Here is a 21,554-nt window from a genome sequence, read left to right as displayed (position 1 = left end):
GCTGCGGGGACTTCTTTCCGTTTTTAACGAGGGTCTGCTCGTGACAACAATTGTAAGCGTACGCCGCAACGGCCAGGTCGTCATCGGTGGTGATGGCCAGGCAACCCTGGGTAATACGGTGATGAAGGGTAACGTCAAGAAAGTGCGTCGCCTGTATAACGACAAAGTGATCGCCGGTTTCGCCGGTGGTACCGCTGACGCCTTCACGCTGTTTGAACTGTTTGAACGCAAACTGGAAATGCATCAGGGCCACCTGGTGAAAGCCGCCGTCGAGCTGGCGAAAGACTGGCGCACCGATCGCATGCTGCGCAAGCTCGAAGCGCTGCTGGCGGTCGCCGATGAAACCGCTTCGCTGATCATCACCGGCAACGGCGATGTGGTGCAGCCGGAAAACGATCTGATCGCCATCGGCTCCGGCGGCCCGTACGCCCAGGCCGCAGCCCGCGCCATGTTGGAAAATACCGAGCTGAGCGCCCGCGACATCGTTGAGAAATCCCTCAACATCGCCGGCGACATCTGTATTTACACCAACCATTTCCACACCATTGAAGAATTGCCTTCCAAAGCGTAAGGATCGAATACCATGTCTGAAATGACCCCGCGCGAGATCGTCAGCGAACTGGACAGCTATATCATTGGCCAAAACAAGGCCAAACGCGCTGTCGCCATTGCCCTGCGCAACCGCTGGCGCCGGATGCAGCTCAACGAGATGCTGCGTCACGAAGTGACCCCGAAAAACATTCTGATGATCGGCCCGACCGGCGTCGGTAAAACCGAAATCGCCCGTCGTCTGGCGAAGCTGGCCAACGCGCCGTTCATCAAGGTTGAAGCCACCAAGTTCACCGAAGTGGGCTATGTGGGCAAAGAAGTGGATTCCATCATCCGCGATCTGACCGATGCCGCCATCAAAATGGTGCGCATGCAGTCGATCGAGAAAAACCGCACCCGTGCCGAAGAGTTGGCCGAAGAGCGCATCCTCGACGTGCTGATCCCGCCGGCCAAGAACAACTGGGGCCAGCCGGAAGAGCATCAGGAGCCGTCCGCCGCCCGTCAGGCATTCCGCAAGAAACTGCGCGAAGGCCAGCTGGACGACAAAGAGATCGAAATCGATCTGGCCGCGGCGCCGATGGGCGTGGAAATCATGGCGCCTCCGGGCATGGAAGAGATGACCAACCAGCTGCAGTCGATGTTCCAGAACCTCGGCGGCCAGAAGCAAAAGCCGCGCAAGGTGAAGATCAAAGAAGCCTTCAAGCTGCTGGTGGAAGAAGAAGCCGCCAAGCTGGTGAACCCGGAAGAGCTGAAAGAGCAGGCGATCGAAGCGGTTGAACAGCATGGCATCGTGTTTATCGATGAGATCGACAAAATCTGTAAGCGCGGCGGTCAAAGTTCCGGCCCGGACGTCTCGCGCGAAGGCGTGCAGCGCGATCTGCTGCCGCTGGTGGAAGGCTGCACCGTGTCGACCAAACACGGTATGGTGAAGACCGACCACATCCTGTTCATCGCTTCCGGCGCGTTCCAGACCGCCAACCCGTCAGATCTGATCCCGGAACTGCAGGGCCGTCTGCCGATCCGCGTTGAGCTGCAGGCGCTGACTACCGAAGACTTCGAACGCATCCTGACCGAGCCGAGCGCGTCGCTGACCGAGCAGTACAAAGCGCTGATGGGCACCGAAGGCGTCAATATCGAGTTCACCGCCGACGGCATCCGCCGCATCGCCGAAGCCGCGTGGCAGGTCAACGAAAGCACCGAGAACATCGGCGCGCGTCGTCTGCACACCGTGCTGGAACGTCTGATGGAAGATATTTCCTACGATGCGAGTGAAATTAATGGCCAATCCATTACAATTGATGCGGATTACGTGCGCAGTCATCTGGATGAACTGGTGGCGGATGAAGATTTGAGTCGTTTTATCCTATAATCGCTCAATCATTGTCTTGTCAGTCATCTGTGTGGGAGGCATTGCCTCCCACAATTATTTCTAACGGACACCGCAACTTACTGACAGAAGCGAAACATGAGCTCATCAACCTCCACCACCCCGATTTCCGCCTGGCTGGAAAGTCTACGCCCCCGCACCCTGCCGTTGGCCTTTGCCTCCATCGTAGTCGGCTCGGCGATCGCCGCCTGGCACGGCAGCCTGAAACCTGAAGTGGCGCTGCTGGCGCTGTTGACCGCCGGGCTGCTGCAGATCCTCTCCAACCTGGCTAACGACTACGGCGATGCGGTCAAAGGCAGCGACAAAGAAGATCGCATCGGGCCATTGCGCGGCATGCAAAAAGGCATGATCACCCAGGCGCAGATGAAACGGGCATTGGTGGTGACGGTGGTGCTGATCGCCCTCGCCGGCTGTTCGCTGATCGCCGTCGCCTGCGAGCAACCCAGCGACGTGGTGGGCTTCCTGGTGCTGGGCGGGCTGTCTATCGTGGCGGCCATCACCTATACCGTCGGCAATAAGCCTTACGGGTATTTGGGGCTGGGCGACATCTCGGTGCTGGTGTTCTTCGGCTGGCTGAGCGTGGCCGGCACCTACTATTTGCAAACGCACACCTTCGACAGCGTCGTGATGCTGCCGGCCACCGCCTGTGGCCTGCTGGCGACGGCGGTGCTCAACATCAACAATCTGCGCGATATCGAGAGCGATCGCGAAAACGGTAAGAACACGCTGGCGGTGCGTCTCGGCCCGCACAAGGCGCGCATTTACCATGCCCTGCTGCTCGCCGGCGCGGTGCTGTGTTTCGCGCTGTTTACGCTGCTCAATCTCCACAGCCCTTGGGGCTGGCTGTTCGTGCTGGCGATCCCGCTGCTGGTGCGCCACGGCCTGCGCGTGCTGCGCGATCCGACGCCGGTCGGCATGCGACCGATGCTGGAACACATGGTCAAGGCGGCGTTACTGGCCAACCTGCTGTTCGCCATCGGCGTGGCGCTCAGTTAAAAACTGATGATTTTGCCAACAGGGCGAATAAAGGGATATACTGAACATTCCAGCGGCAAACAGACGTAAAATCCTATGAAATACGATACTTCCGAACTTTGCGACATCTATCATGAAGAGGTGAACGTTGTTGAACCTCTATTCTCCAATTTTGGCGGGCGTACTTCATTTGGCGGGCAGATCACCACGGTGAAATGCTTCGAGGATAACGGCCTGTTGTTCGATCTGCTTGAAGAAAACGGCCGCGGCCGCGTGCTGTTGGTCGACGGCGGCGGTTCGGTTCGCCGGGCGCTGATCAACGCCGAACTGGCGCGCCTGGCCGCCCAGAACGAATGGGAAGGCATCGTGGTGTACGGCGCGGTGCGTCAGGTGGACGATCTGGAAGAGCTCGACATCGGCATTCAGGCGATGGCAGCGATCCCGGTGGGAGCCGTGAGCGAAGGCGTGGGCGAAAGCGATATCCGCGTCAACTTCGGTGGCGTCACCTTCTTCTCCGGCGATCACCTGTATGCCGACAACACCGGCATCATCCTCTCCGAAGACCCGCTCGACATCGAGTAATTTTCGGTCATGAAAAAGGGCGCCTGAGGCGCCCTTTTCGTTGCTGCATGGCGTGAGGAATCAGACCTCTTCCATTTTGCCCAGCAGAGCGCGCAGGCGATCTTGCCATACGTGCTGTTCTTCTTTCAGCTGTTGGTTTTCGCGCACCAGCGCTTCGTGGTTGCCGGAGGCAGCCTGAACTTCCTGCGACAGAGAGTTGTTTTTGTCTTTCAGCTCTTCAATTTCCATCTGCAACAAGGTGATGGTATCAATCGCCTGCTGTACTTTTGCTTCCAGTTTCTCAAATACTTCAAATGACATGCTTCAGTCCCCTCATGATAGCAAGGCGTACATCTATAAGTAGCGGCCGCAACGTCGGCTGCAGCTACTGCGAATATTGCATCGCGCTCAGTGACGCGCGCCGTTACGGAAGGCGCGCCAGTCTCGATTCGTTAAAAACGATTGTAAGTAGCCAGTCTCCGCCTGTCTAGCAACATACCGGATCATCGCGCAGTCTGTTGCAATTTTCCTGCCCTCACCATCAGTAAAAACTGAAAATCCCCGCCACCATCGCCGCGAGTTGTTAACAGCCCTCACCAAACCACTGGTCAGATCACACTTTTATGGCTCAGAAAGAACACTAAACGACGCGAAATCGCTCAATTTTATGACGCGCTACACACATTTTGATTTCGCTATTTCTCGTTTATGTTCGTTAACGATAAATTTACATCACGTCCTCATTCAAGAATTGGACGAGATGAAAAAAACTGTGCCCATAGGCCGGATCTCTACCCAACTGAGCCTATAAACCAACAACCGCCGTTTTGCAGGACACCAACATTATGAGCCAAACCACCAGTCCGACATTAAAAGGCCAGTGCATCGCCGAGTTCCTCGGCACGGCGCTGCTGATCTTCTTTGGCGTAGGCTGCGTTGCCGCACTGAAACTGGCGGGCGCCAGCTTCGGCCAGTGGGAAATCAGCATCATTTGGGGCCTCGGCGTCGCCATGGCCATCTATCTGACCGCCGCCATTTCCGGCGCGCATCTCAACCCAGCGGTTACCCTCGCCCTGTGGCTGTTCGCCTGCTTCGACGGACGCAAAGTGGTGCCTTACATCATTGCGCAGGTCGCCGGTGCCTTCTGCGCCGCTGCCCTGGTCTATGGGCTGTACTACAATCTGTTCTTCGACTTCGAAGCGGCTCACCACATGGTGCGCGGCAGCAACGAAAGCCTCGAACTGGCCGGCATCTTCTCGACTTACCCTAACGCGCACATCTCCGTCGGCCAGGCCTTCCTGGTAGAAATGGTGATCGCGGCGATCCTGATGTGCCTGATCCTGGCGCTGACCGACGACGGCAACGGCATCCCGCGCGGCCCGCTGGCACCGCTGCTGATCGGTATTCTGATTGCCGTGATCGGCGCCTCCATGGGACCATTGACCGGCTTTGCGTTGAACCCGGCGCGTGACTTCGGCCCGAAACTGTTCGCCTACCTGGCCGGCTGGGGCAAAGTCGCCTTCACCGGCGCACGCGACATCCCGTACTTCCTGGTGCCGATCTTCGCCCCTATCGTCGGCTGTGGCCTGGGCGCTTTCGGTTACCGCGCGCTGATTGGCCGCCACCTGCCGTGCGACGTCTGCGTGACGGAAGAAGAGCCTGACGCCAAGACCCAACAACGCAAAGCGTGATGGGTGCAGTTTTACACGGTTAACAACAGCAGGATAATTACCATGACTGTAGAAAAAAAATACATTGTCGCACTCGACCAAGGGACCACCAGCTCACGCGCCGTCGTGCTCGATCACGACGCCAACATCGTTGCGGTATCGCAGCGCGAATTCCCGCAGATCTATCCAAAGGCCGGCTGGGTTGAGCACGATCCGATGGAAATCTGGGCGTCGCAAAGCTCGACGCTGGTAGAAGTGCTGGCGAAAGCCGACATCAGTTCCGATCAGATCGCCGGCATCGGCATCACCAACCAGCGCGAAACCACCATCGTCTGGGAAAAAGAGACCGGCAAGCCGATTTATAACGCCATCGTCTGGCAGTGCCGCCGCACCGCCGACATCTGCGAAAAGCTCAAGCGCGACGGCCTGGAAGAGTATATCCGTCACAACACCGGCCTGGTGGTTGACCCCTACTTCTCCGGCACCAAGGTGAAGTGGATCCTGGACAACGTCGAAGGCGCCCGCGAACGCGCCAAGCGCGGCGAACTGCTGTTCGGCACCGTCGATACCTGGCTGGTGTGGAAAATGACCCAGGGGCGCGTACACGTCACCGATTACACCAACGCCTCACGCACCATGATGTTCAACATCCACGAGCTGGACTGGGACGAACGCATGCTGGAAGTGCTGGATATCCCGCGCGCCATGTTGCCGAAAGTCCGTCCTTCCTCCGAGGTGTACGGCCAGACCAACATCGGCGGCAAGGGCGGCACACGTATTCCTATCGCCGGTATCGCCGGTGACCAGCAGGCGGCACTGTACGGCCAGCTGTGCGTTCAACCAGGCATGGCGAAGAACACCTACGGCACCGGCTGCTTCCTGCTGATGAACACCGGCAAAGAAGCGGTACGTTCGAAAAACGGCCTGCTGACCACCATCGCCTGCGGCCCGCGCGGCGAAGTGAACTATGCGCTGGAAGGCGCGGTGTTCATCGGCGGTGCGTCTATCCAGTGGCTGCGCGATGAGCTGAAACTGATCAGCGATGCCGCCGACTCCGAATACTTCGCCACGAAGGTGAAAGACAGCAACGGCGTCTATGTGGTGCCGGCCTTCACCGGCCTGGGCGCGCCATACTGGGATCCGTATGCCCGAGGCGCCATCTTTGGCCTGACCCGTGGCGCCAACAGCAACCACATCATCCGCGCCACGCTGGAATCCATCGCCTTCCAGACTCGCGACGTGCTGGACGCCATGCAGGCCGACGCCAACACCCGCCTGCAATCGCTGCGCGTGGACGGCGGCGCGGTCGCCAACAACTTCCTGATGCAGTTCCAGTCCGATATCCTCGGCACCCGCGTAGAGCGCCCTGAAGTGCGTGAATCGACGGCGCTGGGTGCCGCGTTCCTGGCGGGCCTGGCCATCGGCTACTGGAACGATCTGGATGAAGTGAAGAGCAAAGCGGTGATTGAGCGTGAATTCCGCCCAAGCATCGAAACCACCGAACGCAACTACCGCTACAGCGGCTGGAAAAAAGCGGTGGCTCGCGCGCAGGCGTGGGAAGATCACGACTAAACCCCGCCTTGCCGTTACCCCCAAATTGCGCTGCCTGCGGGCGGCGCTTTTTTTTTGCCCCGCCCCGCCGGCGCCGCGCTGTGATAGACTTTGCCGATATTTTCTTCCCTTTCTCACAGACAGGTTTGCCATGAAACGTGAATTAGCCATCGAATTTTCCCGCGTTACCGAAGCCGCTGCGCTGGCGGGCTACAAATGGCTGGGACGCGGCGACAAGAACGCCGCCGACGGTGCGGCGGTCCACGCCATGCGCATCATGCTCAACAAAGTGGACATCGATGGGCGCATCGTGATCGGCGAAGGTGAGATCGACGAAGCGCCGATGCTGTATATCGGCGAACAGGTCGGCACCGGCCAGGGCGACGCGGTCGACATCGCTGTCGATCCGATCGAAGGCACCCGCATGACCGCCATGGGCCAGTCCAATGCGCTGGCGGTATTGGCGGTGGGCGATCGCGGCACCTTCCTGCACGCGCCGGACATGTACATGGAGAAGCTGGTGGTCGGCCCGGCGGCGCGCGGCGCTATCGATCTCAATCTGCCCTTGGCGGAGAACCTGCAGAACGTCGCCGCACGGCTGAGCAAACCACTGTCGCAGCTGACGGTGATCGTCTTGGCCAAACCGCGCCACGACGGCGTCATCGCGCAGATGCAGCAGCTGGGCGTGCGGGTGTTCGCCATTCCTGACGGCGACGTGGCAGCCTCCATTCTCACCTGCATGCCGGAAAGCGAGGTCGATGTGATGTACGGCATCGGCGGCGCGCCGGAAGGGGTGATCTCAGCCGCAGTGATCCGCGCGCTGGACGGCGACATGCAGGCGCGTTTGCTGCCGCGCCATGAGGTGAAAGGCGACAGCGCCGAGAACCGCCGCATCGGCGAGCAGGAACTGGCGCGCTGCCGGGAAATGGGTATCGAAGCCGGTCAGGCGCTGCGTCTGGATCAGATGGCGCGCAACGACAACGTAATCTTCTCCGCCACCGGCATCACCAAGGGCGATCTGCTGGAGGGCATCAGCCGCCAGGGCAACATGGCCACGACCGAAACCCTGCTGATCCGCGGCAAGTCGCGCACCATCCGCCGTATCCGTTCGACCCACTATCTGGATCGCAAGGACCCGGCGCTGCACGAGTTTTTGCTGTAAGCCGGCAAGAGACCGCCCCCCGCAGCCGCTGAGGGCGGGTTCATCCCGCCACCGGGGTTTTGGCGGGCAGCAGTTTTCCGCGCAACAGCAGCCACAGCGTCTTCACCATCAGGCCGATGAGCAGCAGGTTGGCCAACACGAACAGCCCCCAAGCCAGCACCTGCATCTCTTCCCCGCGCTGGCTCTGCAGCAACCGCAGCGACGCGTTCGCCATTGCCGATAAGCCGAACGAGAAAGCCCACATGCCCGGGCTGAAGCCGCCGGCAAAAAACCAACGCACCAACCTGAACATGAAGAACAGCTGCAGCAGGCCGTAGCCCAACAGAATGAGGGCGAACGTATCGAAGTCGTTGCCATTGACGCATAACCACGCGTAGCAGGCGACAAAGGCCGGAGCCAACTGAATGCCGATAACGCCGCGGGCGGCGGCCGGCAACGCGGCCTTTGTGCGTAGACGGTGGATGATGGCGGGTTCGAGGGTCAGCCATGAAATCAAACCGGCGCCAAGAAACATCATGCCGATATCAGGGTGGCCGGAGGTGCCAAACGCCATCGCGCAGATAAAGTTAGCGGCCACCGTCGGCAAGTAAAATCCCGGCGTCGTGGCCTCCGACGCGAACTCGCCGCGCCACAATGGCGCACAGCGCCAAGCCGAGAAGATGAGCTGGCCGACGGAGCCCGCGACCATCAGCCCATTCGCCAGCGGCAGGCTGTAGGGATGCAGGCCGATGGACACCAGCACGCCGCCCGCCGGAAGCAGGCTGATAAAGCTGAACTGAGTATTGCTGCGAAACTCGTCACGCACCGCGCGTGAGTCTATCAGGCAACGGCAGAGATAGATCAGCGCCAGCGTCAGCCAGATGGCGCTGCCGAGAAAGATGAGCGACTCGCCCAGCCAGCCGGGGCCATAGCCGAGCGTGGCGGCGTATCGCCAGGCGCTGCCGAGGCCGAAAACCCCCAGAACCATCCCAAAGAAGCCGACGGGAACACGTTGAATGAACTGCAGTGATGACATAGCGAATAACCGGAAAAACACTGTCGGTAAAGTGTATACCGATCGCCACAGCGCAGTAATAACCTGGGTCAAAACCGGCGGCATGACCTTAGCCGTCTTGCAGGACTAAGGTCAGCGCCGGCTCGGGAAGGGCGTTATGCGGTATGCCCCTGATGTTGCATCCGGTTGGACAGCGGCCACCAGCACAGCAGGATCAGCAGCGCCATCGCGAACATCAGCAATCCTAGGCTAAACTGCCCGGTTTGCGGCAGCATGGCGGAAAGCCAGGTCGCGAGCCCCGATCCCATATTCTGCATGCCGCCCACCAGCGCGCCCGCTGCGCCGGCCAGGTAAGGGAACGGCTCCATCGCCCCGGTGGTCGCCAGCGGGAACAGCATGCCGGCGCCGAAGAAGAACAGCGCGGCCGGCACGATCAGCGTCCAGATGTTCATCACGCCGAACCAGCCCGGGATCCACATCATCGCCCCCGCCAGCAGGCAGCTAATCACCGAATGCCACATCAGCGTGTGGAAGGTCTTGCCGTCACGCCCGGCGTACCAGGCGCCGAAAAACGCCGCCGGGATCGGTAGAATAAACAGGATGCTGACGGTCAGGCCACTCAGCCCCAACACGCCACCCATCAACACGCCGCAGCTGGCCTCGAATACCGCAATCCCCGCCAGCGCGCCGATCAGCATCACCAGATAGCAGCTGAAGGTGCTGTCACCCAGCAGCTGGCGGAAACTGGCCAGCATGCGGCGTTTTTCCGTCTGCACCGGGCGGGTCTCCGGCAACCAGCGGAACATGGCGAAGGCAACGCAGGCGCACAGCGCCAGCAGGAAGGCGTAACAGGCGCGCCAGCCGAACACCATCGCCAATGCGCCGCCGATCACCGGCGCCAGCAACGGGCTAACCAAAATCCCCATGTTCAACAGGCTGTTGGCATAGCGCAGCGCGGTGCCGGCATACAGATCGCGCGGCATGGTGCGCGCCATCACGCCCGCCACGCCGGTGCCCATGCCCTGAATCGCGCTGGCGGCGACCAGCATCGTCAGGTTGGTGGACAGCAACGCGCCCAGCGCACCGAGCAGGAAGATCATCATGCCGGTCAGGATCACCGGACGACGCCCGATGCGATCCGATATCGGCCCATAAATCAGCTGGGAGAAGCCGTAGGTCAGCAGATACGCCGCCATCACCCGTTGCACGGCGCCGGTGCGAACCGACAGATCGTGGGCGATATCAGCAATAACGGGAACATAAATGGTTTGCGCCATCTGGCCGACGGCGACCAACAGGATAAGCATCACCAGCAGGTGAAAGTTCTCTAGTTTTCTCATTATCTTCGTTAACGTTTCAACTCGTCACAGCGTCCCGGTATGGCCGTTGCAGCAGCCAGAACGGCGAGCAGCCCTCTATGGCGGCATAAACTAATCAAATCTGATTTTTTTAGCGAGTTTCAGGCAGATATTGATCCAGGTCACACTGGCAGCAAACCCGACCAGGCTCGTAAATTAAACTGTACGTATAACGCTTTGGAGTTAAAAATAGCGCCCTTGCAGTAGCCGGGCTTTAGCATTTAATCGATAATTATTTTCATCAACTTGAAATAAAATAACACCATAGGGATTTGGTTCATGAAAACACCTGAGCTGATTTTATTGCAGTTAAAGGCTCTCGGCCCGCACTCGGCCAAAATGCTGGCGGAGCGTCTGGACATCACGCCGATGGGCATCCGACAACATCTGCAATCCCTGGAAAAACGTGAGTTGGTTTGTTACGAAGAAGCGCGCAGCAAGGTCGGCCGCCCGACGCGCTACTGGTCGCTGACCGAACGGGGGCATGCCTATGCCGCCGACGATCAGGCGCGACTGCGGGAATCCGCGCTGCAGCTGTTTGGCGGCGCCGGGGTGGAACCGTTGCTCAGCGCGCGCGAAGATCAGCTTTATCTGCGTTATGCCGAAGAGCTGTCCGCCGAGCGCAGCCATCAGGACCGGTTAGCCCGCCTGGTGCGCCTGCGGCAACACGACGGTTACATGGCCGAATTGCTCGATCATCCACACGGTACGCTGCTGGTGGAAAACCACTGTCCGGTCGGTGTGGCCGGCTCCAGCTGCAGCAGCCTGTGCAATTCCGAGCTGCAGCTGTTTCACCGCCTGTTCGGCAACGACTACCGGGTAGAGCGCACCGCGCACGCCATTTCCGGCTCACGACATTGTGCTTATTTGATTCGACCACGGGAGCTTTAGAGTATGGCTGAATGGGTAAACGGCAAAGTTACGCAGGTAAAACAATGGACCGACGGGCTGTTCAGCCTGGTGGTCAATGCCCCTATCGATCCTTTCACCGCCGGGCAATTCGCCAAACTGGCGCTGGAGATCGACGGCGAACGGGTGCAGCGCGCCTACTCCTACGTCAATGCTCCCGATGACGCCAACCTGGAGTTCTATCTGGTCACCGTGCCGGAAGGCAAACTGAGCCCGCGCCTCAATCAGCTGCGGCCAGGCTCGGACGTGATGGTGACCAAAGAAGCGGCCGGCTTCTTCGTGCTGGACGAGGTGCCCGACTGCGACACGCTGTGGATGCTGGCGACCGGCACCGCCATCGGCCCCTATTTATCGATTCTGCAGCAGGGCATCGGACTGGAGCGCTTTAACAACCTGGTGCTGGTGCACGCCGCGCGCTTTGCACGTGACCTGAGCTACCTGCCGCTGATGCAGCAACTGCAACAACGCTACAACGGCAAGCTGCGCATCCAGACCGTCGTCAGCCGCGAAGAAACGCCCGGCTCACTGACCGGCCGCGTGCCGGCGCTGATCGAGGACGGCCGGCTGGAAGCGGCGACCGGCTTGACCATCGACGCCGAAACCAGCCACGTGATGCTGTGCGGCAACCCACAAATGGTGCGGGACACCCAGCAAACGCTGAAAGACCACCGCCAAATGCGCAAACACCTGCGCCGCAAACCGGGCCACATCACCAGCGAGCACTACTGGTAACCCGGCGAGGGTCAGCGGAACTTCACCGGCCCGGCTTCCGGGCCGAACCGATTGCTCCCCGGCGTGCCGACGAAGGCGCCCAGATCGATCATCATCATCACGATAATCAGCGTCGGAATGAAACGCCCGACGCCCCATTGCCAGATCGGCGCCAGCATCTGCCAGTTCCCCGCCGCCAGCATCCATGCCAGGATCAGCAACAGCGCCCACCAGCCGGCCTTGTTGCGATCGTGCAGGCGCTTGACCAGCACCGCCGCCGTCGGCCACAGCAGCGCTACGATAAAGAAGGCGATGGATTGGATGGCGATCAGCTGATAATTGGCCAGCGTAAACGCCGCCGCCATCAGCGCCAACCACAGTCCCATCCAGATCCAGAAGTCGCGCCGCCCGATGCGGCCCTTAAAAGAAAAACACCACTGTTGTAACGTCATCGATTCCTGCGCTCTAAGCCTGCCCATATTCTGCGCCGCAGTGTAACATAGGCGCTGCCGGGCCGAGTTTTCCGCCTCGCATAACGCGGCGCGCCGCACAGCTTTCTCGTCAGCGAACCGATAATGGCGTGGGATCTTTGACAAGCCCCGCGGGTTATCGCTTTAATCGGAGCCATCTTTGTCCTTGATGCCATACGCCATGCTGAGAAAAACCCTCGTTATCGCCTGCCTCCTGCAGGTGGCCGCCAGCGCCTGGGCCGATCCACCGGCCGCCGATGCGACGCCTGCCGCACCTTACCTGCTGGCCGGGGCGCCGACGTTCGATCTGACGGTGGTCAAATTCCGCGAAAAATACAATCGCGACAACCCAAAGCTGCCGATTGGCGAATTCCGCGCCATTCCCGCCACCGAAGACGATTCGCCGCTGCTGACGCGCGCCGCCAGCAAACTCAACGAAAACCTGTATGCCTCCACCGCGCTGGAGAAAGGCACCGGTAAAATCAAAACGTTGCAGATCACTCACCTGCCGCTGCAGCAGGCCAATGAAGAAAAAGCCGCGCGCGCCATCGCCATCAGCTACATGGCGGCGCTGATGCGCCAGTTCGAACCGGCGTTGACGGTGGAACAGAGCCAGAACAAGGTGAACAGCCTGCTGGAAAAAGGCAAAGGATCACGCTTTTACCAACAGCAGGTCGGCGCCATTCGCTATGTCGTTTCGGACAACGGCGATAAAGGCGTAACCTTCGCGGTTGAACCGATTAAGCTGGCGCTTTCCGAGCCGTAACGGCGCGGCATTTAATGACGAAAAGCAAAGCCTTCGCGCTTAATGATCTCTATACTGTTGGGCAGGTAAACTGCCGGTCCGGCAGTTGTCATTTCGACTCTCGCGTTCCCTAGTTGGAGGAAAAAACATGCGTCATCCATTAGTTATGGGTAACTGGAAGCTTAACGGCAGCACTCACATGGTCAACGAACTGATCGCCGGTCTGCGCAATGAGCTGAGCAGCGTTGACGGCTGTGGCGTCGCCATCGCCCCGCCGGTGATGTATCTGGATCAGGCCAAGCACGCGCTGGCCGGCAGCCGCATCGCGCTGGGCGCGCAGAACGTGGACGTTAACCTGTCCGGCGCCTTCACCGGTGAAGTTTCCGCCAACATGCTGAAAGACGTCGGCGCCCAGTACATCATCATTGGCCACTCTGAGCGTCGCACCTACCACAAAGAAAGCGACGAAGTGATCGCCGAGAAATTCGCCGTGCTGAAAGAAGCCGGCCTGATCCCGGTGCTGTGCATCGGTGAAACCGAAGCGGAAAACGCCGCGGGCAAAACTGAAGAAGTGTGCGCGCGCCAGATCGACGCCGTGCTGAAAACGCTGGGCGCACCGGCGATGAAAGGCACCGTGATCGCCTATGAGCCGGTCTGGGCCATCGGTACCGGCAAGTCCGCTACCCCTGCGCAGGCGCAGGCCGTGCACAAATTTATCCGTGACCACATCGCCAAACACGATGCCGCGGTTGCCGCTGAAATCATCATCCAGTACGGCGGTTCGGTGAACGACAAGAACGCCGCAGAGCTGTTCTCTCAGCCGGACATCGACGGCGCGCTGGTTGGCGGCGCTTCGCTGAAAGCAGACGCTTTCGCCGTGATCGTCAAAGCCGCTGCCGCAGCGAAAAAAGCCTGATTGTCTTAGGCTTGTCATAAAAAAACCCCGGCAAGCCGGGGTTTTTTATTGCCGCTCAGCCAGCATCAGCGTTTGCTGATCTCATCGAACACGCCGCCGGTGGCGAAGTGCACCTTCTGCGCTTCGGTCCAGCCGCCGAAGGTGTCATCCACGGTGAACAGCTTCAGCTGCGGGAACTGCCCGGCAAACTTGGCCGCCACCGCCGTATCGCGCGGACGGTAATAGTGCTGTGCCGCGATGGTCTGCCCTTCCGGTGAATACAGATACTTCAGGTAGGCGGTCGCCACATCGCGGGTACCGCGTTTATCGACCACCTTATCCACTACCGACACCGTCGGTTCGGCCAGGATCGATTCACTCGGGGTGATAATCTCGAACTTGTCTTTGCCCAGCTCTTTCTCCGCCAGCAACGCTTCGTTTTCCCAAGCGATCAGCACGTCGCCGATGCCGCGCTCAACGAAGGTGTTGGTCGAGCCGCGCGCGCCGGAATCCAGCACTTCGACGTTCTTGTACAGGTTTTTGACGAACTCCTGCGCCTTGGCCTTATCGTTGTTGTTGTGGTGCAACGCGTAGCCCCAGGCGGCCAGGTAGTTCCAGCGGGCACCGCCGGAGGTTTTCGGGTTCGGAGTGATCACCGACACACCCGGCTTGAGCAGATCGGGCCAGTCGTGAATTTGTTTCGGGTTGCCTTTACGCACCAGGAAGACGATGGTCGAGGTGTAAGGCGCCGAGTTGTCCGGCAGGCGTTTGATCCAGTCTTTCTCGATACGCCCGCGTTCGGCGATGGCGTCGACGTCATAGGCCAACGCCAGCGTCACCACGTCGGCCTCGATACCGTTGATCACCGAGGTCGCCTGTTTGCCGGAGCCGCCATGCGACTGGCGCACCGTCACCTTGTCGCCGGTTTCCGCCTGATAGTGCTTGCTGAATGCCGTGTTGTAAGCCTGATAGAACTCACGCGTCGGATCGTAGGACACGTTCAGCAATTGAATATCCTTCGCCATGGCGCCGGACGCCAACAGCACCAATGTCAGACCAACACCCCATTTACGCATCGACAGGCTCTCCCAGAAAATTAAGCGCAACCTCAATCGGTTGATTTAGCATCAGAGCCTGCCAGAAACTTTCCCGGCAATTAAAGAATAAAAAATTTTGGGATAGATGATTCCGGAATATATCGCCGACGGGCATAAAAAAGCCCCCGCAAGCGGAGGCTTTTCTGTCGTGCGGTGAGCGGCATATCAGTACAGTTTTTTCGCCGTTTCCAGCCAGTCGCCCTTGAACGGACGCTTCATGTTTTCGATCGCGTCGATGATGTCGTGATGCACCATTTTTTCGTTCTGGATACCGACGCAGCGGCCGCCGTAGCCCTGCAGCAGAAGCTCGATGGCGTAGGCGCCCATGCGCGAGGCCAGGATGCGGTCGTAGGCAACCGGCGAACCGCCGCGTTGAATGTGGCCCAACACGGTAGCGCGAGTTTCACGCTTGGTTTCCTGCTCGATGTGGCGCGCCAGCTCATCGATATCGCAGATGTGCTCGGTGATCGCCACGATGGCGTGTTTTTTACCCTTGGCGATACCGGCCTTGATTTCGCACACCAGATCTTCGCGGTTGAATTCGATTTCAGGCAGCACGATGAATTCGCAGCCGCCGGCAATCGCCGCCGCCAGCGTCAGATCGCCGCAATAACGGCCCATCACTTCCACGATGGAGATACGCTGGTGCGAAGAGGAGGTATCGCGCAGGCGGTCGATCGCTTCCACCACGGTTTCCAGCGCGGTGAAATAACCGATGGTGTAGTCGGTACCGGCAACGTCGTTATCGATGGTGCCCGGCAGACCGATGCACGGGAAGCCTTCTTCCGTCAGGCGTTTGGCGCCCATGTAGGAACCGTCGCCGCCGATCACCACCAGCGCGTCGATGCCGCGATTCTTCAGGTTTTCAATCGCCTTGGCGCGCACGTTTTCATCCCTGAACTCCGGGAAGCGGGCCGAGCCCAGGAAGGTGCCGCCGCGGTTGATCATGTCGGACACGCTATAGCGGTCCAGCTGCTCCATGCGATCTTCGTACAAGCCAAGGTAGCCATCGTAAATACCAAAAACTTCCAGACCTTCTGAAAGCGCAGAACGCACAACGCCGCGGATTGCAGCGTTCATACCCGGCGAATCACCGCCGCTCGTCAGTACACCGATTTTCTTGATCATGACTACCTCTGAACTGTGTAGATGCAATTTCTTAAGAATTCTGTCTCCGCCGATCGTCTTGAAACCTCTCCGGCTGCAGAAAACCAGCTTTACGGCTTATTGCTGGATATTATATCAAAAACACCCAGCTGAATTGATTCAAGTCACGCAATATAACGGTAAAAACACCGCATGGCACGCTGAGCTAACTCAGATATTCATGATAATACTTCGCGCTATGCCTCTATCTGATTATAGCTCCCAATGCCCCTGCCTACCCGGTGGCACCACGGAGCACGGATCCAGGTGAATGATGACGTCCGCCCCCGCAAAACGGTGTCGCAACGCCTGTTCCACCTGATCGGCCAACCGATGCGCCTCACGCAGCGGCAGCGTGTCTTCCATCTCCAGATGCAGCTGGATGAAACGCGTCGGCCCCGACTGCCGCGTGCGCAGATCGTGCGCGCCTTTCACCCCGGGCCAGGAAGAAACCACCTCAATAATCGCCTGGCGTTCGTCATCCGGCAACGCCCGATCCAGCAGCGACTGCACCGCTTCGTAGCCCATGCGCAGCGCGCTATAGAGGATGTATACGCCGATGCCCAGCGCGAACAGCGCATCTGCCCGGTGGAAGCCGTACCAGCTTAGCCCAAGAGCGATAAGAATAGCACCATTCATCATGACATCTGACTGATAATGCAGCATATCTGCGCGCACGGCCTGGCTGCGGGTTTTTCTGACCACCCAGCGTTGATAGGTAACCAGAATCAGGGTGCTGGCCAACGCGATCACCGTCACGACGATCCCAATACCGGGATCCCGCAGCGTTTGCGGCGCATACAGATGCTGGAAGCCGGTGAGAAACAGAAACAGGGCGGAGCCGGAAATAAACATGCTTTGCGCCAGCGCCGCCAGCGACTCCGCTTTGCCGTGGCCGAAGGTGTGCTCGGCATCGGCCGGCTGCAGCGAATAGCGCACCACCAGAAGGTTGGTCAGCGAGGCGGCGATATCGACCAGCGAATCCACCAGCGCCGCCAGCAGGCTGACCGAACCGGTGTGGTACCAGGCGACGATTTTGATCAACAGCAGCGACGATGCCAGCGCGGTAGCGGCCAACGCAGCGGACTTCACCAGGCGTGCATAGCGCTGTTCCATAAGAGCCCCCGGTCAAAAGGTGTGGCGCTCAATATAGCGAAATGTCGGATAAAAAAAACCCCGCCATCATGGCGGGGAAGACAGGGATGGTGTCTATGGCAAGGAAAAACAGGGGACTACTCAGTCGTACTTCACTTCTGGGCAGAAGCTTGCTGCAAACCAGAAATTTGTTGCTCCATCTGCTGCATACGCTGCTGATGTTTCTGGTCTAAAACACTTTTTTGCTCTGGCGTCAGCAGGTTATACATTTGGTTGCGCACCCGGGCCATTTCGACCTGGCGCTTGACCTGCTGCTGGGCCATCTTTTCCGCCTGTGCATACACGGCGGCTTCGTCAAATTTCTCTGCGGTCACCAGTTTATGCATGGCTTCCATTTCAGCTACATTGACACCAGGCAGATCGTGCCGGGCCTGGCGCATCAAATCGCGCATTTGCTGGCGCTGCTGTTCGCTGAGGCTGACACCGTCGAACATATGGTGCTGGCCGGGTATTCGGGTCATCGCGTCGTTGCCGGGAGGTTGGGCTGTGTCCGGTATAGTGTCGGCAGCGAAGGCAGCGGTCGAACCAATTGCCAGCAGTGATGCCATAACTAATGCGGTCACCTTACGCATTTCAACTCCTCAAGCTTTCTCACTTTGCGAATCAACGAGGAGCAGTGTACCGCTACACCTGAAAACCTGCGTCAGTGCATGTAAAACTACGTAAAGTCATGGAATGGCAACAGTTGATGACGTATTTTGCGTCTGGAGGTAAATCATAATGAACAAGATTCTGTTAGTTGACGACGACCGCGAGTTGACCTCGCTGTTAAAAGAATTGCTTGAAATGGAAGGCTTTAATATCGTCGTCGCGCACGATGGCGAGCAGGCGTTGTCGCTGCTGGACAGCTCCGTCGATCTGCTGCTGCTCGACATCATGATGCCGAAGAAAAACGGCATCGATACGCTGAAAGAACTGCGCCAACATCACCAGACACCGGTCATCATGCTGACCGCGCGCGGCAGCGAACTGGACCGCGTGCTGGGTCTGGAGCTGGGCGCCGATGATTACCTGCCGAAACCCTTCAACGATCGCGAGCTGGTCGCGCGCATTCGCGCCATTCTGCGCCGTTCCAACTGGAGCGAACAGCAGCAGCAGGTCGATAGCGGCGCCCCGACGCTGGACGTCGATGGCCTGCAGTTGAATCCCGGCCGCCAGGAGGCCAGCTTCGACGGCCAGGTGCTGGATCTGACCGGCACCGAGTTCACCCTGCTTTACCTGCTGGCGCAGCACCTCGGCCAGGTGGTATCGCGCGAACTGCTGAGCCAGGAAGTGCTGGGCAAACGCCTGACTCCGTTCGATCGCGCTATCGACATGCACATCTCCAACCTGCGGCGTAAGCTGCCGGATCGCAAAGACGGGCATCCGTGGTTCAAAACCCTGCGTGGCCGTGGTTATTTGATGGTATCTGCAACATGATCAACAGTTTGACGGCACGCATCTTCGCCATTTTCTGGTTCACGTTAGCCCTGGTGCTAATGCTGGTGCTGATGGTGCCCAAGCTCGACTCCCGCCAAATGACCTCGCTGCTCGACAGCGAGCAGCGGCAGGGGTTGATGCTGGAACAGCACGTCGAGGCCGAGTTGCAAAACGATCCGGCCAACGATCTGATGTGGTGGCGCCGCCTGTTCCGCGCCATCGACAAATGGGCGCCGCCTGGCCAACGTCTGCTGCTGGTCACCAGCGAAGGCCGGGTGATCGGCGCGCAGCGCAACGAAATGCAAATCGTCCGCAACTTCATCGGCCAATCCGATAATTCGGATCATCCGAAGAAGAAAAAGTATGGGCGCGTCGAGCTGGTCGGGCCGTTCGCGGTGCGCGATGGCGAAGACAACTACCAGCTGTACCTGATCCGTCCCGCCAACAGTCCGCAATCCGATTTCATCAACCTGATGTTCGACCGGCCACTGCTGCTGCTGATCGTCACCATGCTGATCAGCGCCCCGCTGCTGCTGTGGCTGGCCTGGAGCCTGGCGAAACCGGCGCGCAAGCTGAAGAACGCCGCCGATGACGTCGCGCGCGGCAACCTGAAGCAGCATCCGGAGCTGGAGGCCGGCCCGCAGGAGTTCCTGGCCACCGGCGCCAGCTTCAACCAGATGGTCAGCGCGCTGGAACGCATGATGAACGCCCAGCAGCGGCTGATCTCGGACATCTCGCACGAGCTGCGCACACCGCTGACGCGCCTGCAGCTGGCCACCGCGCTGATGCGCCGCCGCCATGGTGAAGGCCACGAGCTGGCGCGCATCGAAACCGAAGCGCAGCGGCTGGATTCGATGATCAACGATCTGCTGGCGCTGTCGCGTGGGCAGCAGAAGGGCGAGCTGGCCCGCGAGCAGCTGAAGGCCAACGACCTGTGGGCCGACGTGCTGGACAACGCCCGTTTCGAAGCGGAACAGATGGGCAAGCAGTTGGAGATCACCGCGCCGCCCGGTCCTTGGACGCTGTTCGGCAACGCGAGCGCGCTGGACAGCGCGTTGGAAAACATCGTGCGCAACGCCCTGCGTTATTCGCACACCCGCATTGCCGTGGCGTTCAGCGCCGACAATCAGGGCGTGACCATCCAGGTTGACGACGACGGCCCCGGCGTCAGCGCCGAAGACCGCGAGCAGATCTTCCGTCCGTTCTACCGCACCGATGAAGCGCGCGACCGCGAATCCGGCGGCACCGGCCTCGGCCTGGCTATCGTCGAGGCGGCGGTCAACCAGCATCGCGGCTGGGTGAAGGCCGAAGACAGCCCGCTTGGCGGCCTGCGGCTGGTGCTGTGGCTGCCGCTGCATCATCAACGTCTGTCGACTAAGACAGAACAGTAAGAGTTTGCTATCCTGCGCCCCTCGTTCACGAGGGGCCTGCAACATGCTGAACATCGTTTTATTTGAACCCGAAATTCCACCCAACACCGGCAATATCATCCGCCTGTGTGCCAATACCGGCTTTAACCTGCACCTGATCGAACCGCTGGGATTCCCGTGGGACGACAAGCGCCTGCGCCGCGCCGGGTTGGACTACCATGAGTTCACCCGCGTCAGCCGCCATGCCGATTACGCCGCCTTTCTCGCCGCCGAAAATCCACAGCGGCTGTTTGCCCTCACCACCAAAGGCACGCCGGCGCACAGCGCCGTCAGCTATCAGGCCGGCGACTACCTGCTGTTTGGCCCGGAGACGCGCGGGTTGCCCGCCGACATCCTCGATGCGCTGCCGGCGCAGCAAAAAATCCGCATCCCGATGCAGGCGCAAAGCCGCAGCATGAACCTGTCGAATGCCGTATCGGTGGTGGTGTATGAGGCCTGGCGGCAGCTGGACTATGCCGGCGCGCTGATCAAGGCGTAATCCGCGACGACGCGCCATACTGGAAGCATCATCGCTGCGATGTTCTTTCCAGGAACGGCACATGGCTTTCATCGAGGATATTGTCACCCCGCTTCGCCGCCTCGAGACGGTGCTGAATGAGGCGCTGCTGCGGCTGCAACAGGCGCAAGACACCGAAGCGCTGCACGACCTGCGCGTCTGTCTGCGCCGCATTCGCAGCCTGCTGCGTCCGTTGCGCGGCTGCCCCGGCGCAACCCGGCTCGATCGGGCTGCTGCCGAGTTGGGCAGGCTCACGACGCCGCTGCGCGATCTCGAGGTGCTGATCGCCGAACTGGCGCGCCATCACCTCGATTGGCAGGCAAACGTGCGCCAGAGCGATCTTCAGGCCCGCTGCCGTCAACTGCTCGCCCATCCACAGCTCATCGACTTTCCCTCGCGGTTGCACGCCTGGTGCCGCCGCTTTCGCCGCACCGCGCGACGCGCCGCCAAACACCGCCTAGATCGACACCTGCTGCGCCAGCAGCGGCAACTGCGCCGGGCATTGGCCGATACCGGCTACGATCGCCACCGTCTGCGGCTGCTGATAAAACGCCTGCGTTACGCGGCCGAAGCCTATCCGCAACGCCTCCCCCTCTCTCCCGAAGCGACAGCGTGCCTCAAGGCGGCGCAAAACGCCCTCGGCGACTGGCACGATCGGGAAGTTTGGTGCCTGCAGGCCGAGCATCAGGCGGATCTCTGGCCCTTGTTGCCCCAATGGCAAGCTGAGCAACGCCAGACGCTGGCCAGAGCGGACGTCTTGCTTGCCGCCTTATCACCGGCGCTGGTGGCGAAAACCGGCGGCGCATCACGATCCTGAAAGAAGGACCGCAGCAGGGCACGCCCGGCCCCGAAAATGCCCGATGAGGCACAGATA

The 21,554-nt window shown here is 59.8% G+C and carries 23 protein-coding genes; 15 read left to right on the top strand and 8 right to left on the bottom strand.

What is annotated here, in order from left to right:
- The first annotated feature begins 40 nt into the window (after nucleotides 1-40).
- From hslV to rraA, 4 genes are all read left to right on the top strand, one after another.
- Nucleotides 41-571 carry an ATP-dependent protease subunit HslV gene (hslV, locus tag FHU12_RS22865; RefSeq protein ID WP_004931085.1) on the top strand — a complete coding sequence of 177 codons (531 nt, stop codon included), beginning with the start codon at nucleotides 41-43 and terminating at the stop codon, nucleotides 569-571.
- A gap of 12 nt (nucleotides 572-583) precedes the next feature.
- Entirely contained in the window at nucleotides 584-1,918 is a 1,335-nt protein-coding gene (gene hslU, locus FHU12_RS22860) for an ATP-dependent protease ATPase subunit HslU (RefSeq protein ID WP_025304663.1), read from the top strand.
- A gap of 96 nt (nucleotides 1,919-2,014) precedes the next feature.
- Nucleotides 2,015-2,932 (top strand): 1,4-dihydroxy-2-naphthoate polyprenyltransferase, encoded by a 918-nt coding sequence (locus FHU12_RS22855; protein ID WP_141971947.1) that lies wholly within the window; start codon nucleotides 2,015-2,017, stop codon nucleotides 2,930-2,932.
- Between the two features lie 75 nt (nucleotides 2,933-3,007).
- Entirely contained in the window at nucleotides 3,008-3,493 is a 486-nt protein-coding gene (rraA, locus tag FHU12_RS22850; protein WP_038872664.1) for a ribonuclease E activity regulator RraA, read from the top strand.
- A 60-nt stretch (nucleotides 3,494-3,553) separates the two neighbouring features.
- Here the strand turns inward: rraA and zapB are convergent, their stop codons facing one another.
- On the bottom strand, nucleotides 3,554-3,793 hold the full coding sequence (gene zapB, locus FHU12_RS22845) for a septal ring assembly protein ZapB (RefSeq protein WP_004931092.1): 240 nt from the start codon (nucleotides 3,791-3,793) through the stop codon (nucleotides 3,554-3,556).
- A 524-nt stretch (nucleotides 3,794-4,317) separates the two neighbouring features.
- Between zapB and FHU12_RS22840 the strand changes: the two genes are divergently transcribed.
- The 3 genes from FHU12_RS22840 to glpX all read left to right on the top strand — a co-directional run bounded on the left by FHU12_RS22840 (nucleotide 4,318) and on the right by glpX (nucleotide 7,855).
- Nucleotides 4,318-5,163, top strand: coding sequence for an MIP/aquaporin family protein (locus FHU12_RS22840; protein ID WP_015379417.1), 846 nt, complete (start codon nucleotides 4,318-4,320; stop codon nucleotides 5,161-5,163).
- A 42-nt stretch (nucleotides 5,164-5,205) separates the two neighbouring features.
- Nucleotides 5,206-6,714: a glycerol kinase GlpK gene (glpK, locus tag FHU12_RS22835; protein WP_073534615.1), complete on the top strand. Its 1,509-nt coding sequence runs from the start codon at nucleotides 5,206-5,208 to the stop codon at nucleotides 6,712-6,714.
- 130 nt (nucleotides 6,715-6,844) lie between these two features.
- Complete coding sequence (glpX, locus tag FHU12_RS22830; protein WP_141971945.1) at nucleotides 6,845-7,855, top strand: class II fructose-bisphosphatase; 1,011 nt, start codon at nucleotides 6,845-6,847, stop codon at nucleotides 7,853-7,855.
- 40 nt (nucleotides 7,856-7,895) lie between these two features.
- Here the strand turns inward: glpX and tehA are convergent, their stop codons facing one another.
- Nucleotides 7,896-8,870 (bottom strand): dicarboxylate transporter/tellurite-resistance protein TehA, encoded by a 975-nt coding sequence (gene tehA / locus FHU12_RS22825; protein WP_141971943.1) that lies wholly within the window; start codon nucleotides 8,868-8,870, stop codon nucleotides 7,896-7,898.
- Nucleotides 8,871-9,004: 134 nt separating this feature from the next.
- Nucleotides 9,005-10,189 (bottom strand): multidrug efflux MFS transporter EmrD, encoded by a 1,185-nt coding sequence (gene emrD / locus FHU12_RS22820; protein WP_060442774.1) that lies wholly within the window; start codon nucleotides 10,187-10,189, stop codon nucleotides 9,005-9,007.
- A gap of 297 nt (nucleotides 10,190-10,486) precedes the next feature.
- On the opposite strand from emrD, the gene FHU12_RS22815 reads away from it, so the two are divergent.
- A complete protein-coding gene (locus FHU12_RS22815; protein ID WP_141971941.1) occupies nucleotides 10,487-11,098 on the top strand; it encodes a helix-turn-helix transcriptional regulator in 612 nt (203 codons plus the stop codon).
- 3 nt (nucleotides 11,099-11,101) lie between these two features.
- Complete coding sequence (gene fpr / locus FHU12_RS22810) at nucleotides 11,102-11,848, top strand: ferredoxin--NADP(+) reductase (protein ID WP_043140987.1); 747 nt, start codon at nucleotides 11,102-11,104, stop codon at nucleotides 11,846-11,848.
- Between the two features lie 11 nt (nucleotides 11,849-11,859).
- On the opposite strand, the gene FHU12_RS22805 is transcribed toward fpr, so the two are convergent.
- Nucleotides 11,860-12,279 carry a DUF805 domain-containing protein gene (locus FHU12_RS22805; RefSeq protein WP_141971939.1) on the bottom strand — a complete coding sequence of 140 codons (420 nt, stop codon included), beginning with the start codon at nucleotides 12,277-12,279 and terminating at the stop codon, nucleotides 11,860-11,862.
- A 199-nt stretch (nucleotides 12,280-12,478) separates the two neighbouring features.
- On the opposite strand from FHU12_RS22805, the gene FHU12_RS22800 reads away from it, so the two are divergent.
- Both FHU12_RS22800 and tpiA read left to right on the top strand, forming a co-directional pair.
- Nucleotides 12,479-13,063: a DUF1454 family protein gene (locus FHU12_RS22800; protein WP_025304668.1), complete on the top strand. Its 585-nt coding sequence runs from the start codon at nucleotides 12,479-12,481 to the stop codon at nucleotides 13,061-13,063.
- Between the two features lie 127 nt (nucleotides 13,064-13,190).
- Nucleotides 13,191-13,958 carry a triose-phosphate isomerase gene (gene tpiA, locus FHU12_RS22795; RefSeq protein WP_004931113.1) on the top strand — a complete coding sequence of 256 codons (768 nt, stop codon included), beginning with the start codon at nucleotides 13,191-13,193 and terminating at the stop codon, nucleotides 13,956-13,958.
- A 65-nt stretch (nucleotides 13,959-14,023) separates the two neighbouring features.
- On the opposite strand, the gene FHU12_RS22790 is transcribed toward tpiA, so the two are convergent.
- The 4 genes from FHU12_RS22790 to cpxP all read right to left on the bottom strand — a co-directional run bounded on the left by FHU12_RS22790 (nucleotide 14,024) and on the right by cpxP (nucleotide 17,907).
- Nucleotides 14,024-15,013, bottom strand: a complete 990-nt coding sequence (locus FHU12_RS22790; protein WP_102985159.1) for a sulfate ABC transporter substrate-binding protein — start codon at nucleotides 15,011-15,013, stop codon at nucleotides 14,024-14,026.
- Nucleotides 15,014-15,199: 186 nt separating this feature from the next.
- Nucleotides 15,200-16,162: a 6-phosphofructokinase gene (gene pfkA, locus FHU12_RS22785; protein ID WP_004931116.1), complete on the bottom strand. Its 963-nt coding sequence runs from the start codon at nucleotides 16,160-16,162 to the stop codon at nucleotides 15,200-15,202.
- A gap of 231 nt (nucleotides 16,163-16,393) precedes the next feature.
- Nucleotides 16,394-17,296, bottom strand: coding sequence for a CDF family cation-efflux transporter FieF (fieF, locus tag FHU12_RS22780; protein WP_060435278.1), 903 nt, complete (start codon nucleotides 17,294-17,296; stop codon nucleotides 16,394-16,396).
- Nucleotides 17,297-17,427: 131 nt separating this feature from the next.
- On the bottom strand, nucleotides 17,428-17,907 hold the full coding sequence (gene cpxP / locus FHU12_RS22775; protein ID WP_004931122.1) for a cell-envelope stress modulator CpxP: 480 nt from the start codon (nucleotides 17,905-17,907) through the stop codon (nucleotides 17,428-17,430).
- Nucleotides 17,908-18,055: 148 nt separating this feature from the next.
- Here cpxP and cpxR point away from each other — a divergent pair, with 148 nt between their 5' ends.
- From cpxR to FHU12_RS22755, 4 genes are all read left to right on the top strand, one after another.
- Nucleotides 18,056-18,754: an envelope stress response regulator transcription factor CpxR gene (gene cpxR / locus FHU12_RS22770; protein ID WP_004931124.1), complete on the top strand. Its 699-nt coding sequence runs from the start codon at nucleotides 18,056-18,058 to the stop codon at nucleotides 18,752-18,754.
- Nucleotides 18,751-20,145 (top strand): envelope stress sensor histidine kinase CpxA, encoded by a 1,395-nt coding sequence (gene cpxA, locus FHU12_RS22765; RefSeq protein ID WP_048232185.1) that lies wholly within the window; start codon nucleotides 18,751-18,753, stop codon nucleotides 20,143-20,145. The genes cpxR and cpxA overlap by 4 nt, the downstream gene beginning before the upstream one ends.
- Before the next feature lie 43 nt (nucleotides 20,146-20,188).
- Nucleotides 20,189-20,662, top strand: a complete 474-nt coding sequence (gene trmL / locus FHU12_RS22760; protein WP_004931130.1) for a tRNA (uridine(34)/cytosine(34)/5-carboxymethylaminomethyluridine(34)-2'-O)-methyltransferase TrmL — start codon at nucleotides 20,189-20,191, stop codon at nucleotides 20,660-20,662.
- Between the two features lie 61 nt (nucleotides 20,663-20,723).
- Complete coding sequence (locus FHU12_RS22755; RefSeq protein ID WP_141971937.1) at nucleotides 20,724-21,497, top strand: CHAD domain-containing protein; 774 nt, start codon at nucleotides 20,724-20,726, stop codon at nucleotides 21,495-21,497.
- The last annotated feature ends 57 nt before the right edge of the window (nucleotides 21,498-21,554 follow it).

Source organism: Serratia marcescens (assembly GCF_006715005.1).
Lineage (GTDB): Bacteria > Pseudomonadota > Gammaproteobacteria > Enterobacterales > Enterobacteriaceae > Serratia > Serratia montpellierensis.
The sequence above is the reverse complement of the archived record's forward strand: the minus strand, read 5'-3'. Positions and strand labels throughout refer to the sequence as shown.

Coding starts and splice junctions, on each gene's coding strand:
- hslU (WP_025304663.1), top strand. CDS start 584: ATGTCTGAAATGACCCCGCGCGAGATCGTCAGCGAACTGGACAGCTAT.
- FHU12_RS22855 (WP_141971947.1), top strand. CDS start 2,015: ATGAGCTCATCAACCTCCACCACCCCGATTTCCGCCTGGCTGGAAAGT.
- rraA (WP_038872664.1), top strand. CDS start 3,008: ATGAAATACGATACTTCCGAACTTTGCGACATCTATCATGAAGAGGTG.
- zapB (WP_004931092.1), bottom strand. CDS start 3,793: ATGTCATTTGAAGTATTTGAGAAACTGGAAGCAAAAGTACAGCAGGCG.
- FHU12_RS22840 (WP_015379417.1), top strand. CDS start 4,318: ATGAGCCAAACCACCAGTCCGACATTAAAAGGCCAGTGCATCGCCGAG.
- glpK (WP_073534615.1), top strand. CDS start 5,206: ATGACTGTAGAAAAAAAATACATTGTCGCACTCGACCAAGGGACCACC.
- glpX (WP_141971945.1), top strand. CDS start 6,845: ATGAAACGTGAATTAGCCATCGAATTTTCCCGCGTTACCGAAGCCGCT.
- tehA (WP_141971943.1), bottom strand. CDS start 8,870: ATGTCATCACTGCAGTTCATTCAACGTGTTCCCGTCGGCTTCTTTGGG.
- emrD (WP_060442774.1), bottom strand. CDS start 10,189: ATGAGAAAACTAGAGAACTTTCACCTGCTGGTGATGCTTATCCTGTTG.
- FHU12_RS22815 (WP_141971941.1), top strand. CDS start 10,487: ATGAAAACACCTGAGCTGATTTTATTGCAGTTAAAGGCTCTCGGCCCG.
- fpr (WP_043140987.1), top strand. CDS start 11,102: ATGGCTGAATGGGTAAACGGCAAAGTTACGCAGGTAAAACAATGGACC.
- FHU12_RS22805 (WP_141971939.1), bottom strand. CDS start 12,279: ATGACGTTACAACAGTGGTGTTTTTCTTTTAAGGGCCGCATCGGGCGG.
- FHU12_RS22800 (WP_025304668.1), top strand. CDS start 12,479: ATGCTGAGAAAAACCCTCGTTATCGCCTGCCTCCTGCAGGTGGCCGCC.
- tpiA (WP_004931113.1), top strand. CDS start 13,191: ATGCGTCATCCATTAGTTATGGGTAACTGGAAGCTTAACGGCAGCACT.
- FHU12_RS22790 (WP_102985159.1), bottom strand. CDS start 15,013: ATGCGTAAATGGGGTGTTGGTCTGACATTGGTGCTGTTGGCGTCCGGC.
- pfkA (WP_004931116.1), bottom strand. CDS start 16,162: ATGATCAAGAAAATCGGTGTACTGACGAGCGGCGGTGATTCGCCGGGT.
- fieF (WP_060435278.1), bottom strand. CDS start 17,296: ATGGAACAGCGCTATGCACGCCTGGTGAAGTCCGCTGCGTTGGCCGCT.
- cpxP (WP_004931122.1), bottom strand. CDS start 17,907: ATGCGTAAGGTGACCGCATTAGTTATGGCATCACTGCTGGCAATTGGT.
- cpxR (WP_004931124.1), top strand. CDS start 18,056: ATGAACAAGATTCTGTTAGTTGACGACGACCGCGAGTTGACCTCGCTG.
- cpxA (WP_048232185.1), top strand. CDS start 18,751: ATGATCAACAGTTTGACGGCACGCATCTTCGCCATTTTCTGGTTCACG.
- trmL (WP_004931130.1), top strand. CDS start 20,189: ATGCTGAACATCGTTTTATTTGAACCCGAAATTCCACCCAACACCGGC.
- FHU12_RS22755 (WP_141971937.1), top strand. CDS start 20,724: ATGGCTTTCATCGAGGATATTGTCACCCCGCTTCGCCGCCTCGAGACG.